The sequence below is a fragment of the Hyunsoonleella pacifica genome (genome assembly GCF_004310335.1).
In the GTDB taxonomy this organism is placed as follows: domain Bacteria; phylum Bacteroidota; class Bacteroidia; order Flavobacteriales; family Flavobacteriaceae; genus Jejuia; species Jejuia pacifica.
Genome location: NZ_SIRS01000006.1, coordinates 260,166 through 275,542 on the forward strand (window position 1 = coordinate 260,166; position 15,377 = coordinate 275,542).

A 15,377-nucleotide genomic window follows, 5' to 3' on the forward strand; every position below is an offset into this window, starting at 1 on the left:
GGTTTTTTAAAGGACATAAGGATTTGTTTTTGATAAAACTATTTTCAGTTAACTCCTTAGGGGTTTTACTTAGGTCTATATTAGGAATCATTTCTCAAAAACTCATAGCTATTTATTTAGGACCTAATGGCCTTGCTTTTGTTGGGAATTTAAGAAACTTTTTAGCGTTGTTTAGTCTTGGTACAACAATGGGAATCGATCAAGGTGTTTTGAAATATCAGTCAGAATATGAAAATCGCCCAAATGAGTTAAAAAAGTTATATAGTACTTCTATCGCTTATGGAGTAATAGGGAGTATTACAATAGGTATTATATTATTTTTTGGCGCCTCATATTGGAGTCAATTTCTTTTTAAAACAAATGAGTATAAATATCTTTTTATGATTCTGGCATTAACAATGCCGTTTACATCACTTTATAATTTAAATCTTGCCATAGTTAATGGTAAATCAAATTATAAAAAAGCGATCATAATTACTTTTTCAACATATGCTTTCGTGACATTGTTAATTATTTTTTTGGTATCTACATACAGGCTTTCAGGGGTGTTATTGGCGATAACCTTGACCCCATTGGCTCAACTTTTAGCGTTGCTACTTTTTGCAAGGGATGGTCTGAAATTATTTCTCGATCAAGGGATAACATTTCATAAGTTTTATAGAAATTCGTTGTTTGTTTTTATAATAATGTCATGTGCTGCTGTAATTTTGAGTAATAGTGTAGATATTAAAATCAGAAACTATTTAATAGAACAACTGTCTGGAGAAGAAGCAGGGTATTGGACTTCGATGACGAGTTTGTCTAATTATTACTTGTCTTTTATGACTGGGGTGTATTCTCTATATATTTTGCCTAGATATGCAAAGATGACCAGTTTTAAAGAGTTTAAAATTGAACTGAAAAGGATATATAAATTGGTAATTCCACTGTTTGGATCTGTGTTTGTTTTGATATTTTTTTTTAGGGAATTTATTATTAAGCTCTTATTTACTGAAGCGTTTTTACCCATGGGGACTTTATTTAAATGGCAATTGTTGGGAGATATGGTTAAAATTATTGCCGTAGTTTTAGCTTATCAATTTATAGCTCGTAAGCATTGGAAAATTTTTATAGTAACAGAAGTGATATCATATACGTTATTATATATATTTGGCGTTTATTTTATTGATAGTATGGGATTAGAGGGAGTAGTATTTGCCCATTTTCTTAGATATGTAGTTTATTTAATAATTGTAGCTTTGCTGATTAGAAGAATATTTAAAAAGTCCAGATTAAATGAAACAGGCTAAAATAGAGGATTTAAGGATAATTGATATTCCTAAAATAACTGACCCCCGAGGAAATCTTTCTGTAATAGAAAAGGATATTATACCTTTTGATATTAAGCGAATATATTATTTGTTTGATGTTCCCAGCGGTTCGTACAGAGGTGGACATGCACACAAGGAGTTAAGTCAATTTTTAATAGCTGTAAGTGGGAGCTTTGATGTTATACTAAAAGATGGAAATCACAAAAAACGTATTACGTTAAATAATCCCTCTAAGGGATTACTGATAACTCCAGGTATATGGAGAGAACTTGAAAATTTCTCATCTGGAGCTATTTGTTTGGTAGTAGCATCTGATGTTTATAAAGCGGAGGATTATATAGATGATTTTGATACTTATGTGGCTTATAATAAATCAAATAATAGCGATTAGTTTTCTGAATAATTTGTTCTGACTTGCATAATAATGTATGTAATCCTTAACGTTTTTAGATTTAATGTTTTGGAATACTTCCTCCCCAAGTTCTTTTTTTTCAAAATATCCTGCAAAAAATAGAAGTTCTTTATGGGAATTGTTGTGAAAACTCTGTTTTATATTTTCAGGGTAGCTATACTTTTTAGCCATGTAATCAAATAAATTTCGCATTTGATTGTTCAGAAAAAAGTGGTTTTCGAATGTTTTTTTGTGAGAATACGAAGTGTCATGAACTCTGTAGGTAACCAAACTTTCGATAATTCTACTAAAATTAGTATTCATGATCATATCTACCAAGATTGGATAATCTTCAATAGTCAAGTTCATCTTAAAGTAAGTTTCAAAATCAACATATTGGTATAATAAATCTTTGTTGTAACAAAGCCCAACTGGAATTATTTTTCCCATTAAAACAGCATTTAAGTATGCTGTTTTTGAAGCGGTTATTATTTTTCTGTTTTTAAAGCGAATTATACGGCCGTTTTTATCATCAAGCCTGTCGTACCCACAATCAACAAAACCTATATTGGTATCCTTTTGTAATGCATCTACCATTTTTTGGAGTGCGTTTTCAGATTGAATTATATCATCTCCAGCCAAATCAAAAACATATTTTCCATTGCATCTATCAAGTGTAGTTTTAAAATTTTTTAAAATACCTAATTGCGTTTCATTACGTTCTAATTTAATTAAGGTTGGATATTGGAGTTCGTATTTTGTTAGGATATCTGTAGTATTGTCAGTAGAACAATCATCACCAATAACTATTTCATATTCAAAGTTTACCTTTTGGTTAACTATGGATTCAAGGGTAATCTCTATGTGCTTCTCATTATTATAAGTTAGAAGATGAACAGATAAGAGTGTCATTTAGCAATTAGTTGTATGGGCACAAATGTAATTCTTATAATTAAGAAATATTTAAGTTAGTTAAAATAATCGATTATTTTTGATGCTAATTTTTAGCTGATTAGTTGTTGTAAAAAATGAAAATAGCTTTAGTAGGATATAGGTTAAATAGAGGAGGAGCAGAACGGGTAGCGGCTATCTTATCTGTTTTTTTTCATGAAAAAGGATTAGACGTCCATAATATAATAGTAATAGATGATATTGCATACCCTTATGCTGGAACTGTTGAAAATCTGGGGAAATTAAAGAATAAAACCAATGGAGTGTTTAATAAGGCTAAACGATTAATTGCGCTTAGGAAGTATCTTAAAAAACATTCTTTTGATTTTATTATAGATTTCAGGTTTAGAATAAAGCCTATCCAAGAGCTACTAGTAGCTAAGTATGTTTACAATGCCAAAACCATTTTCACGGTTCATAGTGCAAAATTAAATAGTTACATGCCGGACCAATCATTTTTAACCAGAATGATGTACTCAGATGCCTTTAAAGTTGTTGCTATAACTCAAGATATGCAAAACATGATTGAGCAAAAGCATAATTTAAAGAATGTAATGACTATTTACAACCCAATAAATATTCAAGAAGTTAAAGAAAAAGCATCAGATAAGGTCTCTTTAGATTATGAATATATTATTGGTGTTGGGCAGTACGATACCAATGTAAAGCAATTTGATAAGCTTATATATGCCTATTCAAAATCAATACTTCCCAGTAAGAATGTTGCATTAGTTATTTTAGGAGAGGGTTCTAGAAAAGAAAAACTTTTAAGTATTGCTGAAAAAAACGGAGTGAAGGACAAGGTGCATTTACTTGGGTTTAAAAATAATCCATATAAATACATAAAAAGAGCAAGGTTTTTTGTATTATCAAGTTCTCATGAAGGTATGCCGATGGTAATGTTGGAAGCTTTAGCATGTGGCACCCCAGTAGTTGCCTTTAACTGTAAAACTGGACCAAGAGAGATAATTATTGAAGGAGAGAATGGGTTACTGGTAGAAGATCAAAATATTGATGAATTATCGAACTCTATGAGTTTGTTTGTGAGCGATGAAGCGTTATATGATAAATGTAAATCTCAAGCATTATCTACCATTGAAAAGTTTTCTTTAGAGCGAATAGGCGAGCAGTGGCTTGAGTTAATGGGAATTGAAAAATGATAAAGCTACTTTATATAGCTACTAATTTAAATACCTCAGGAGGTGTTGCAAGGGTACTTGCTGTAAAATTAAATTATTTAGTAGAAGAATACCCTTATGAAATACATATTTTAAATACTCATGGGGGTTCAGATAATTTATTTTTTGATTTTAATAGAAAAATCAAAATACATGAATTGATAAGAGAAAGAAATAAAATAAAGGATTTTATTAGTTATAAAGGAAAACTAAACAAAAAAATAAAGGTTATTAACCCAGATATAATTATTAATTGTGATAATGGGTTAAAAGGCGCTTTATTACCACTTTTATTAAAAGATAATGAGAGTCCTTTAATTTATGAAAATCATAATAGTAAGAATGCCAGAGCATCATCTGTTTTAGATAATATTAAGCTTAAATTGTCGTTTTTTATTTTCTCTCTATTGTCAAGTAATTACAGGAAAGTGATAGTATATAGACTTGACAATACAAATAAAAAAACAAAGAACTATCAAGTAATTCCAAACCCTATAGGATTTAATATTGCAGATAGTAGTAGTACTCTTAACAATAAAGTTGCTATAGCAGTAGGAAGAGTATCATACCAAAAAGGTTATGATAAATTAATGAAGATATGGGCTTTAGTTTGTAAGAAACACTCAGACTGGAACCTACATATATATGGAGAAGGAGATAATAGTGAGCTGATAAAACTTGCAAAAAAACTAGGAATAATATCTAAAGTGCAATTTTATAAACCAGTTAAGGATATAAAGAGTGTGTATTTAGATGCTTCAATATTGTTGAATACTTCTAGATACGAACCTTTTGGGTTGGCTGTAACTGAAGCAATGGCATGTGGATTACCTGTTGTGGCTTTTGAAAATACACAAGGTCCAAAAAGCTATATAAATGATGGAGAAAATGGATTTCTAGCTCAAGGTAGTGATTACGAAGATTATGCCAATAAAGTTGGTTTGCTTATAGAAAATAAAGAGGAAAGAAGAAGAATTTCAAAATCTGCAAAAGATACTATGAAAGCATACGAACTTAACAAAATCATGAAGCAATGGCATGATGTCTTCCAGTCAATATAATAGTATTATTCTCTGTTTAAATCAGAATAGCACATATAGGATATTTTATAAAATTGAAACAAAATAATTAATGGATTACTGCTTAATAGGTGCTTTCTCAAGATGTTTTTTAAACTTTTGTAAAATAACGAAAAAAGAAAATTAAGTTTTATAGACTTTAGTAAGATAAATTTAGAAAGTAAATCATTTTCGTGTATTTTAATTTTACCGTTATAGTGTAAGTTTAACAGGGTGTTTACAGCAAACTCTGTTTTGTTTATGTAAGTTTCACTATCTTCTAAGCCTAAGTGATACACACTATTATCTATATGTAATACAGGAACTTTATGTAATTTTAATTGCGGGCCAAAGAAGATATCCATACCATATGAGTTTCCCACAGAATCTAATCTAAAACGGTTATATTGCTCTTTTTTAATTAATATGTTTGCTGCTGAAGTTATCTTATAGGGGGTTTTGTTACGTTCTTTAGAAGTTACCCCTTCACATTGTTTTCCATATTTCCAACGAAGTAAACTTTTTTGTTGTGGTTTTTCGTTTTTATAACTAATACCACCAAAAACAATATCATATTTAGAGGTTTGTAATGCGTTTAAATAATTACTTATAAATAAATCATCCCTTAGCTCTACATCTGCATCGAGTAGTAATATCCAGTCATACTTAGAATAATTACAGAGGTGTTGTCTAGTTATAGCAATACCGTTATTACTTTCTGAGAATAGATAAGATGTATAACTAAGTTCATTTATAGATGAATTTATCTGAGATATGCTTGAGTTAGATTTGTCATCCAAACAAATAATTTCAAAATCTACATTAGATTTGATAGCTTGTTTGTGGATCTCACTTACGAGTTGAGTAATATCATAATTATAAACAGGAATTAAAATTGAAAGCATACTTATCCTTTCCTTTGTACCACCTCATAAACCTGATTCTCATCACACTTTAGTGTTTTGCTTGGGTACTTTAAAAGTAAAGCATAATCATGAGTGGCCATAAGTATGGTATTACCATTTTTATTAATGTCTTGAAGTACTTCCATTACTTCCACGCTGGTTTGCGGGTCTAAGTTTCCAGTAGGTTCATCAGCTAAAATAAGTTCAGGGTTGTTTAGCAGAGCTCTAGCAATTGCCACTCTTTGTTGTTCTCCACCAGAAAGCTCATGAGGAAATTTAAAGCCTTTAGTTTTCATCCCTACTTTGCTTAGGACTTCCTCAACACGAGTATTCATTTTGTCTTTATCTTTCCAGCCTGTAGCTTTTAAAACAAAAAGTAAATTGTCGTTTATAGTTCTATCAATTAATAATTTAAAATCCTGAAATACAACACCTAATTTTCGTCTTAAAAAGGGAATATCTTTTTCTTTTAATGTTTTTAAATTATAATCAACAATGGAACCCTCTCCGTCACTTAAAGGTAAATCACCATACAATGTTTTCATAAAACTACTTTTCCCCGTGCCAGTTTTACCAATTAAGTAGACAAATTCGCCCTTACTAATTTCAACATTAACACCAGAAAGCACCAAACTTTCGCCTTGGTAAATAGAAGCATCTTTAAGTTCTAGAATGGTTTCAGACATAAAATAGTAATTTCAATATACAAGTTTAGTGCTTATCGTTTAATGGAACAACCATTAAACAGTTTTTCTTAATATTTATTGCTTTTAAACCGTTAGACCAGAGTCGTTTTTTAATATTTAATAAGTTAGTTTATAATTCTAGCACGATTGTTGCGTTATATGTTGTGAAAGTTTCCAAAATGAATATTTTGGTTTCCATTGAATTTGTCATTCTCGCAAATGTGGGAATCACAAACCTTTGTTTATCTTTGAATTTCATCAAACAAAAACCAAATACTAAATGAAGCTAAAGCATAGTATTTCTATACTTGTATTATGTGTTTCAATACAAGTTTTTTCACAAGCATCGGCGGTTTACACTAATAGTTTAGCAGATTATCAAAAGGCATTAAGCCTGTATAATAATCAGCAATATTTAGCAGCACAATCGTTATTTTCTAAAATAAGAAAGTCTACAGAAAAAGAAGGTGTAAAAGGCGATTGCACATATTATATAGCTAATTGTGCTGTACGATTAAATCAACAAAATGCAGATCAGTTAATCAATAATTTTGTTGAAGAATATCCTACAAGTACCAAGCGAAACACAGCGTTTGTTGATGTTGCAGATTACTATTTTACTAATGGAAAATATGCTTATGCTAGAAAATGGTATAGTAAAGTTGACGAAGCAGCATTATCGAGAAAAGAACGTCAGAAGTTTTATTTTAATAATGGTTATACAGCATTCATAACAAAACAATATAAAGATGCTAAAACCTATCTTAGTAGAGTAGAGAATTCTCCAGAATATGGTTCTCAAGCAAAATATTACATCGGGTTTATGGCCTATGAAGGCGACGATTACGATAGGGCCACTGAATATTTTGAACAAGTTGAAGATCAAGAGCGATACAAAGAAAAGTTATCTTATTATCAAGCTGATTTAAACTTTAAACTAGGGAAATTTGAAAAAGCTATTGCGTTAGCCAAAGCAAGATTAGATTCTAGCGATGAGGATGAAGTATCAGAGCTTTCAAAAATAATAGGAGAGAGTTATTTCAATCTAGAGCAATATGCTGAAGCTATTCCTTATTTGCAAGCTTATAAAGGCAAAAAAGGAAAGCGTGATAGAACAGGTAAGTGGAATAATACAGACTTTTATCAATTAGGATATGCGCATTACAAGCAGGGCGATTATGAAAGTGCAATTTCAGAATTTAATAAGATTATTGGAGGAAATAATAATATTGCCCAAAATGCATACTATCATTTAGGCGAGAGTTACATTAATCTTGATAAAAAACAAGAAGCGTTAAATGCGTTTAGAAATGCCTCTGAAATGGATTTCGATTTAAAAATTCAGGAGGATGCATGGCTAAATTATGCGAAGATTAGTTATGAAATAGGGAATCCATATCAGTCTGTGCCGCAAGTATTGGCAGGTTATTTAGATAAATATCCTAAAACAAAATACAAAGAGGAGATTGAAACACTTTTGATAGATTCTTATATCACTTCAAAAAATTATGAGGAAGCACTTAATCTTTTAGAAAAGAAAAAAAGCTTTGAAAATAAAAAAGCCTACCAAAAAGTAGCATTTTATAGAGGATTAGAGTTGTATAATGAAAATCAATATTTAGAAGCTGAAAGTTTATTTGATAAGTCTCTAGGCGAATCTTTAGATGAAACATTTACTGCTAGAGCAACGTTTTGGAAAGCCGAAGCAGATTATAATTTAACTAATTATGAGGACGCTTTAGTAGGGTTTAAACAATTTATACAACAATCTACAGGGATGGATGTGCCAGAGCAAAATAATATTGATTATAATTTAGCATACACATATTTTAAACTGAAAAACTATGATCAAGCATCAAACCATTTCAATCAATTTATTTCAAAACGAAGTGATGATAAAGTAAGATTGAATGATTCATATTTACGTTTAGGAGATGGTTATTTTGTATCTAGCAAATACAATCAAGCAATAAATGCGTATGGAAAAGCCATTAAGATGAATGAAGTAGAGTCTGACTACGCATTTTTTCAAAAGGCAATAAGTACAGGTTACGCAGGTAATCCTTCAAAAAAGATAAAAGAACTAGAAGTGTTTGTTGGAGAATACCCAAAATCTAAATTACGAGATGATGCTTTGTATGAATTAGGAAATTCCTATGTAAAAGCAAATCAAACCGATAAGGCTATGGCGAGGTATGACAAATTGAACTCAGAATATAGAATGAGTTCATTTGTTCCAAAATCGTTGTTGCGTCAAGGTTTAATTCATTATAATGCCAATAAAAATGAAGCAGCTTTAGGTAAATTTAAAAATGTAGCAAGTAAATATCCTGGAACTCCAGAAGCGGTACAAGCAGTATCTACAGCAAGATTAATTTATATTGATTTAGGACGTGTAGATGAATATGCAGCTTGGGTAAAGCAATTAGATTATGTTGAGGTTACTGATGCTGATTTAGATAATACGTCTTATGAAGCAGCAGAAAAACAATATTTAGAAGGCAATACAGATGCAGCAATAAAACAATTTAATAGTTATTTAAATAGTTTTCCTAACGGTATTCATAATCTGCAATCACATTTTTATTTAGGGCAACTGTATTATAAAAAGAATTTAATTGCTAATGCAGCACCGCATTATAAATTTGTGGTTGAAGCATCGCAAAGTGAGTTTACAGAAGAAGCATTATCAAGATTATCTCAATATCACTTAGAAAATAAAAGTTGGAATGAAGCAATTCCATTATTACAACGTTTAGAGATTGAGGCTAATTTTCCTCAGAACGTGGTTTTTGCGCAATCTAATTTAATGAAAGCCAATTATCAATTAGAAGATTACGGCAATGCTGTCGCTTATGCAGAGAAGGTATTAAAAAGTTCTAAAATTGATAATAAGATTAAAAGTGATGCACATATTATTATTGCGCGTTCAGCTATAAAAACTGGCGATGAAGCTAAGGCAAAATCGGCGTATAAAAATGTACAAAAAGTAGCAACAGGCGAAACCGCAGCAGAAGCATTGTATTATAATGCTTATTTTAAAAATAAAGATGGCAAGTTTAAGGCATCCAACATAGCAGCACAAAAATTAGCAAAAGATTATTCAGGTTACAAATATTATGGTGCTAAAGGTTTAGTGGTCATGGCACAAAACTTTTATGCACTAAAAGACGCGTATCAAGCCACTTATATTTTAGAAAGTGTAATAGAAAATTTTAGTCAGTTTGATGATGTTGTAGAAGAGGCACAAACAGAATTAAACCGAATAAAACGAGAAGAAGCAAAAACAAATTCATCAATAGCGCCGCAAGATTAAATTAGTTTGGTAATCACAGTATTTAGAAATCAAAAACTGTTAATCGTTGTTCGTTAATCAAAAGAATCAAAAATTAAATCCTATGCGAAAGCAAATCAAACATATATTTTCATTATTAATCGTATTAAACATCACGTTTTCATTTGCTCAAAACAGAAAGAAAGATACCATAAATACAGGTGTTATTGATGTAGTAAAACCATATACGCCATCAATTTCTGATGCTTTTAAAGTAAAAGAAACACCATCAACAGAAGATGATAAAGCCATTCAGAAAAAAGAGATTAAATACAATATCTTTTCTTTTCCAGTAGCCTCAACATTTACACCAGCTAAAGGTAAAGCGGCAACAGTAGAAAAAGCAAAACCCGTAAAACTATTTGATAATTATGCTACTGTTGGTGTTGGTACATATACTACGTTTCTAGGGGAAGTATATTTAAACCATGCCATAAGTAGAACCGAAAGTGTAGGGGGCTATTTTAGTCATCATTCCTCTGGAGGTGGCATAGAAGGCATACAGTTTGATGATAATTTTTCAAACACAAAACTAAACGCCAACTACTCATCTCAACTAAGAGATTTAGCGTGGACAGTAGAAGCTGGTTTCCAAAATCAAATTTACAATTGGTATGGCGTACCAACATCTCAAATTAATCAAGCCCAAACTGATGGTATAGATGTGAGACATGCTTTTACCAATGCACATTTTGGAGGCGATATTAATTTTGAAGATACATACATTAATTCAGGAAGTTTCTTTTTTAGACGTTTTGCAGATAATCAAGGCTCAGGAGAAAATCGTTTTGTAGCCAAAGCAACAGTTGATGTTCCTTTAAATGGAGAAGAAGTATCTACAGCTATTATTTTTGATTATTTAGGCGGCTCATTTGATAGGAGCTATACCCTAAATAACGAGTTAAAATATGGCAATTTTGTAATAGGCGTATCTCCATCCTATGAATTAAAACAAGACGATTTAACTGTAAACTTGGGTGCTACAATAAATTACTTAAACGATAGAGCATCAGGCGACAATAAACTATACATATACCCAAATGTAACGGCAACATACAGATTAGTTAATGATGTACTGATTGCCTTTGGGGGTATAGAAGGCGGACTAATTCAAAATTCTTATTACAGTTTTGCATCAGAAAATCCATTTGTATCTCCAACGCTTTTCGTAATCCCTACAGATGAGCAATATAATGCATACGTAGGCTTAAAAGGAAAACTATCTAGTAATATGAGTTATAGTATAAATGGTATGTATAAAGCAGATAGAAACAGAGCATTGTTTAGAAATAATGAGATTACTTTAATGGCAGATCAGCCTTATTCTTACGGAAACTCTTACGGTATTGTTTATGATGATGTAACAACCTTTGGTGTAGCAGGAGAATTAAATGTTGATGTTAACAGAAACTTTACTTTAGGTATAAAAGCAGAGTATTTTACTTATAATACAGATGACGAAGCCGAAGCGTGGAATTTACCAGATATCATGGGTTCTCTGTTTTTAGATTACCAAATTAATAAACATTGGTTTGCAGGCGCAAATTTAATTTACACAGGCGAACGTAAAGACCAATTCTTTTTGAATGATGGAGTAACAGTAACTTCTCCGTTTACTGTAACTTTAGATAGTTTTTTCGATGCCAATGCCCATGTAGGGTATCATATAAATGATCAAATTTCGGTATTTGCTAAAGCAAACAACATTGCAAATAACGAATATCAACGTTGGCAAAATTTTCCAGTGCAGGGCATTCAGTTTTTAGCGGGAGCTACGTTTAAGTTTGATTTTTAACACACAGTGTTACACTGAACTTGTTTCAGGGTCTCTTGTCATTCCTGCGAAGGCATGAATCTCACTAGCATAAAAGCAATTAAATAGTTATAAAATAATTTTTATTTGGGCGTTCCCCTTATCGGGTCAGGCTTTCGGCAGTCGCTCTCTCCTGCGTCGAGGAGCTTCAACAAATGCCTCAATCCTTAACGCACTTATCAGCTAGTTGTATTTTCAAACGAGAAAATTATTTTGTTTTTGGGCGGTTCTTTTAACAGAGTCAGGGATATACGCCGTTATTTAATGACTTATATCCAATATTATGTACTTTTTTTCCATATTTCTGTATCAGGGTGAAATTCTTTCCACCCTAACCACCAATGCTTTTCTACAATTATTTGTTTTTTGGTTTCAGTTACAATAGCGATCAAATATTCACTTGATTTATTGTATTCTAATGTGACGTTTTTGTGATTAAAATGGTCTTCAAAAATATGCAAGTTTTCAATTTCAGATATAGGATATGCTCTTGAAATTCCATTATAGGTAATACCAAAAACGGTCGCCCTTGTTGGTAATCCCTTTAAATTTGTAAATCCAGGAGGTGTTATTTTTGGAGTAACAAAATTCAATGCTTTAATCATACGTTCTCTACTTAAATAGCCTTTTCTTGCTTCAATACAGTTAAATACAAACTCAGATTTAGGGTGTTTCTGTTTCCAAGAATTCCAATTGGTATTTTCTCCTGATAATAATTCCAACCGCTTTCCTTTAAGTTTTCCATGTATGCACTCACCAGTAGCTTGTTGCCACAAACTTTTAGTTTGGTCATCAATCATTACCATATTTCTTCTCCAAACTGCCGAAACTTTAAAATAGAGACTAACCCCATCAATTTCAGCATTAAAAGCTAGGGCACTTCTACAAATAGCACAATAAGAGACAACTATGTGCGACCCTAAAATTTTGTCGTTAATAATATGTCTTGGAATTACAACATCTAATGGATAGGCAACTGCAATTCCGTTTTTAACCACTCCAATAATTTCTGTGCCTTGATTAATTTCAATGGCATCTCCAAGTTTTCTTTCAACAGTTTTAATTTCTGGAAATATGAATTTAAAATCGAAAAGAAAAGAGGCAATTATTAATAAAAGTGACAATCCTAAAATTACAAGGATTGTTAAGTTTGTTGGATATAACCAAAGAGCCAATACGCCAAACAGTATTGAAATGCAGGAAAACCAAATTCGTTTCACTTCATAATTTGAAAAAAACCAAAGTGATTGCTTTATCTTTCCAAATACGGCTGATTGTCTTCCAAAGGCAATTACAAAAGCAAAAAGAAAGGATAGTATGGATAGTAGCATTTTTCAGTCGTTTTCTAATTACTCATAGCAGTATCACGGATAAGAATTATTTTTTAATGGCTTATATCCCATATCCAATGAGAAACGAAATTATATTTTTTTTCTGATAAATAAAAGTTGAAATTTAGTGATAAAAAGAGTTGTACTGTTTTCTAGAGATTCCTGCCTATGCAGGAATGACAGAAATATTCCTAACTTAACCGCGCCAAATAATCAAAATGCTCCCCTTCTAAAACTAGTTTACATTGTAACCCAACAGACTCACAAGCCAATTTTAAAGTATCAAAATCTAAATACAACCATTTCATTGGGAGTTCCTTTTCGCCTTTGTAGCTAATAAAATAATCTAACTCGCCATGGTAGTTTGCATTAGTATCCATCCAAAAACCACCATCTTCATCTTCATACATATATGTAATGTCAGAAGAATCAATTAGTATTTGTCCGTTAGTGTTCAACAAAGATTTTAAGTGTTTCAAATGTTTAGAAACCTGTTGTAATTCTTGAAAAACACCAGTGCCGTTCATTAAGAGAAAAACAGTGTCAAACGTTTCGGTTTCATCAAGAATATTTAAAACTTCAGCAAGCAAAACACCTCTTTGTTTTGCAACAGCAATAGCACCTTGTGAAATATCAATCGCTTTTACTTCCAAACCTTTTTCTTGTAGATACAAACTATGGTTGCCAGCACCACAGCCCACATCTAAAACCTTCCCTTTTGCTAGTTGTAAAGCCTTTTGTTCCAGCTTAGGCATTTCAGCATAACAACGAAATAAATAGGATAGTGGTAGTATATCTTCAGAAGAAATATTGGTGGAAGTAACAATGTCTTCAGTGTAATTTCCGTTATGATAATCCAATAAGGCCTTTCCGAAAATATCTTTCATTATTAATAGTTGAATGTAGAAAGTTACAAGTTTAAAGTTTCAAATAGATTAAAATGAGAATCTAACCTATCTAAAACATCTAATAAATCTAAATGTCTAATTTTGTACTATGCAAGACATCATAAATAGCCTTCCAAAACGCGCCAAAGATAAGCATAACGCCAATAAAAAATTCTTTGCAAAACTTAAAAAGAAACCTCCAAAGAATTTAGACTATATAATGCAGGAGTTGCATGAAGAAGAATTTAGACGCACCGATTGTTTAGAATGTGCCAACTGCTGTAAAACCACTGGACCTTTATTTACAGATAAAGATATAGAACGCATCTCTAAATTTTTTAAGCTAAAACCACAACAATTTATAGCGCAATATTTGAGAGTAGACGAAGATAACGATTACGTACTGCAAAGTGTACCATGTACGTTTTTAGGGGCAGATAATTATTGTTCTATTTATGATGTGCGCCCCAAAGCATGCCGGGAATTTCCACATACTGATAGAAAAAAGTTTCAACAAATTTCAAATTTAACATTAAAAAACATAGCCATTTGCCCAGCAGCGTTTAATATTGTAGAGGCTATGAAACAACAAATTAAGTAGTTATAAATAAACTATGCACGCATAGTTTATTTAAGATTTGTACCTTTAGCAAAACTAATTTTTACTATGGAGGCAATTTTTGACTATTTCGAAACCATACCATCGCTCCATCGAGCGCTCATCATTGTTGGAGGCCTAACTTTTTTCTGGCTGTTAGAGGGTATTATGCCACTGTTTGGTAAACCCTATAAAAAATGGAAACATGCTGTACCCAATATTTTCTTTACGTTAACTACGATTTTAGTTAATTTACCATTAGCTTTTTTTCTTTTAAAAACTTCAGATTGGGTAGCCGCAAATAACTTTGGTATTTTAAATTGGTTGCCCGAAATACCATTGTGGTTATATACGATTATTGGTTTGTTTCTTATGGATTTTGTAGGCGCCTATTTACCTCATTTAGTAGAACATAAAGTTAAACCGCTTTGGATGGTACATTTGGTACACCACACCGATCATAATGTAGATACCACCACAGCAAATCGTCATCATCCACTTGAGAGTGTAATTCGTTACGTATTTACTCTAGTTGGGGTGCTTGTAATTGGTACGCCCATAGCCTTGGTAATGCTGTATCAATCCCTATCGGTCGTAGCCACACAATTTAATCATGCTAATATTAAACTACCTAAAAAGTTGGATGATATTTTAAGCTATGTTATTGTTTCTCCAGATATGCACAAGGTACACCACCATTACCGGTTACCTTATACAGACTCTAATTATGGTAACATCTTTTCGGTTTGGGATAGGTTGTGCGGTACGTTTATGAAATTAGATCCTGAAAAAATAGTGTATGGCGTAGATGTATTTCCAGACGAAAAAAAGAATGGACATATTGGCGAGTTGTTAAAACAGCCCTTTCAAAAATATGATAAGCCTACTATGGATGCCGATACATAAATCGGGTATTTAGTCACTACCATAAAGTA

General features: G+C 31.7%; 13 protein-coding genes. 8 read left to right on the forward strand and 5 right to left on the reverse strand.

What is annotated here, in order from left to right; genetic code table 11:
• The first annotated feature begins 29 nt into the window (after positions 1-29).
• Together EYD46_RS15650 and EYD46_RS15655 are read left to right on the forward strand one after the other, a co-directional pair.
• On the forward strand, positions 30-1,289 hold the full coding sequence (locus EYD46_RS15650; RefSeq protein ID WP_165454398.1) for an O-antigen translocase: 1,260 nt from the start codon (positions 30-32) through the stop codon (positions 1,287-1,289).
• Entirely contained in the window at positions 1,276-1,701 is a 426-nt protein-coding gene (locus EYD46_RS15655; protein WP_130938107.1) for a sugar 3,4-ketoisomerase, read from the forward strand. Before EYD46_RS15650 ends, EYD46_RS15655 begins: the two co-directional genes overlap by 14 nt.
• On the opposite strand, the gene EYD46_RS15660 is transcribed toward EYD46_RS15655, so the two are convergent.
• A complete protein-coding gene (locus EYD46_RS15660; RefSeq protein WP_130938108.1) occupies positions 1,684-2,613 on the reverse strand; it encodes a glycosyltransferase family 2 protein in 930 nt (309 codons plus the stop codon). The genes EYD46_RS15655 and EYD46_RS15660 overlap by 18 nt on opposite strands.
• 116 nt (positions 2,614-2,729) lie before the next feature.
• Between EYD46_RS15660 and EYD46_RS15665 the strand changes: the two genes are divergently transcribed.
• The gene (locus EYD46_RS15665; protein WP_130938109.1) at positions 2,730-3,812 is read left to right on the forward strand and encodes a glycosyltransferase; all 1,083 of its coding nucleotides are present in this window, start codon (positions 2,730-2,732) and stop codon (positions 3,810-3,812) included.
• Complete coding sequence (locus tag EYD46_RS15670) at positions 3,809-4,891, forward strand: glycosyltransferase (protein WP_130938110.1); 1,083 nt, start codon at positions 3,809-3,811, stop codon at positions 4,889-4,891. The genes EYD46_RS15665 and EYD46_RS15670 overlap by 4 nt, the downstream gene beginning before the upstream one ends.
• A gap of 5 nt (positions 4,892-4,896) precedes the next feature.
• On the opposite strand, the gene EYD46_RS15675 is transcribed toward EYD46_RS15670, so the two are convergent.
• Together EYD46_RS15675 and EYD46_RS15680 are read right to left on the reverse strand one after the other, a co-directional pair.
• A complete protein-coding gene (locus tag EYD46_RS15675) occupies positions 4,897-5,793 on the reverse strand; it encodes a glycosyltransferase family 2 protein (protein ID WP_130938111.1) in 897 nt (298 codons plus the stop codon).
• A 2-nt stretch (positions 5,794-5,795) separates the two neighbouring features.
• Positions 5,796-6,479 carry a cell division ATP-binding protein FtsE gene (locus tag EYD46_RS15680; protein ID WP_130938112.1) on the reverse strand — a complete coding sequence of 228 codons (684 nt, stop codon included), beginning with the start codon at positions 6,477-6,479 and terminating at the stop codon, positions 5,796-5,798.
• Between the two features lie 280 nt (positions 6,480-6,759).
• Between EYD46_RS15680 and EYD46_RS15685 the strand changes: the two genes are divergently transcribed.
• Positions 6,760-9,795, forward strand: a complete 3,036-nt coding sequence (locus EYD46_RS15685; protein ID WP_130938113.1) for a tetratricopeptide repeat protein — start codon at positions 6,760-6,762, stop codon at positions 9,793-9,795.
• Between the two features lie 82 nt (positions 9,796-9,877).
• Positions 9,878-11,608, forward strand: coding sequence for a TonB-dependent receptor (locus tag EYD46_RS15690; RefSeq protein ID WP_130938114.1), 1,731 nt, complete (start codon positions 9,878-9,880; stop codon positions 11,606-11,608).
• 299 nt (positions 11,609-11,907) lie between these two features.
• Here the strand turns inward: EYD46_RS15690 and EYD46_RS15695 are convergent, their stop codons facing one another.
• Positions 11,908-12,957 (reverse strand): DUF3179 domain-containing (seleno)protein, encoded by a 1,050-nt coding sequence (locus tag EYD46_RS15695; protein ID WP_130938115.1) that lies wholly within the window; start codon positions 12,955-12,957, stop codon positions 11,908-11,910.
• Positions 12,958-13,148: 191 nt separating this feature from the next.
• A complete protein-coding gene (locus EYD46_RS15700; RefSeq protein WP_130938116.1) occupies positions 13,149-13,844 on the reverse strand; it encodes a class I SAM-dependent methyltransferase in 696 nt (231 codons plus the stop codon).
• A 109-nt stretch (positions 13,845-13,953) separates the two neighbouring features.
• Here EYD46_RS15700 and EYD46_RS15705 point away from each other — a divergent pair, with 109 nt between their 5' ends.
• Positions 13,954-14,445: a YkgJ family cysteine cluster protein gene (locus EYD46_RS15705; RefSeq protein ID WP_130938117.1), complete on the forward strand. Its 492-nt coding sequence runs from the start codon at positions 13,954-13,956 to the stop codon at positions 14,443-14,445.
• 66 nt (positions 14,446-14,511) lie between these two features.
• On the forward strand, positions 14,512-15,348 hold the full coding sequence (locus EYD46_RS15710) for a sterol desaturase family protein (protein ID WP_130938118.1): 837 nt from the start codon (positions 14,512-14,514) through the stop codon (positions 15,346-15,348).
• Positions 15,349-15,377: the final 29 nt, after the last annotated feature.

Bases quoted from the DNA above. Each gene is read 5' to 3' on its own strand.
- EYD46_RS15680 (WP_130938112.1), bottom strand. From the start codon at position 6,479: ATGTCTGAAACCATTCTAGAACTTAAAGATGCTTCTATTTACCAAGGC.
- EYD46_RS15655 (WP_130938107.1), top strand. From the start codon at position 1,276: ATGAAACAGGCTAAAATAGAGGATTTAAGGATAATTGATATTCCTAAA.
- EYD46_RS15665 (WP_130938109.1), top strand. From the start codon at position 2,730: ATGAAAATAGCTTTAGTAGGATATAGGTTAAATAGAGGAGGAGCAGAA.
- EYD46_RS15670 (WP_130938110.1), top strand. From the start codon at position 3,809: ATGATAAAGCTACTTTATATAGCTACTAATTTAAATACCTCAGGAGGT.
- EYD46_RS15660 (WP_130938108.1), bottom strand. From the start codon at position 2,613: ATGACACTCTTATCTGTTCATCTTCTAACTTATAATAATGAGAAGCAC.
- EYD46_RS15705 (WP_130938117.1), top strand. From the start codon at position 13,954: ATGCAAGACATCATAAATAGCCTTCCAAAACGCGCCAAAGATAAGCAT.
- EYD46_RS15690 (WP_130938114.1), top strand. From the start codon at position 9,878: ATGCGAAAGCAAATCAAACATATATTTTCATTATTAATCGTATTAAAC.
- EYD46_RS15700 (WP_130938116.1), bottom strand. From the start codon at position 13,844: ATGAAAGATATTTTCGGAAAGGCCTTATTGGATTATCATAACGGAAAT.
- EYD46_RS15695 (WP_130938115.1), bottom strand. From the start codon at position 12,957: ATGCTACTATCCATACTATCCTTTCTTTTTGCTTTTGTAATTGCCTTT.
- EYD46_RS15710 (WP_130938118.1), top strand. From the start codon at position 14,512: ATGGAGGCAATTTTTGACTATTTCGAAACCATACCATCGCTCCATCGA.
- EYD46_RS15685 (WP_130938113.1), top strand. From the start codon at position 6,760: ATGAAGCTAAAGCATAGTATTTCTATACTTGTATTATGTGTTTCAATA.
- EYD46_RS15675 (WP_130938111.1), bottom strand. From the start codon at position 5,793: ATGCTTTCAATTTTAATTCCTGTTTATAATTATGATATTACTCAACTC.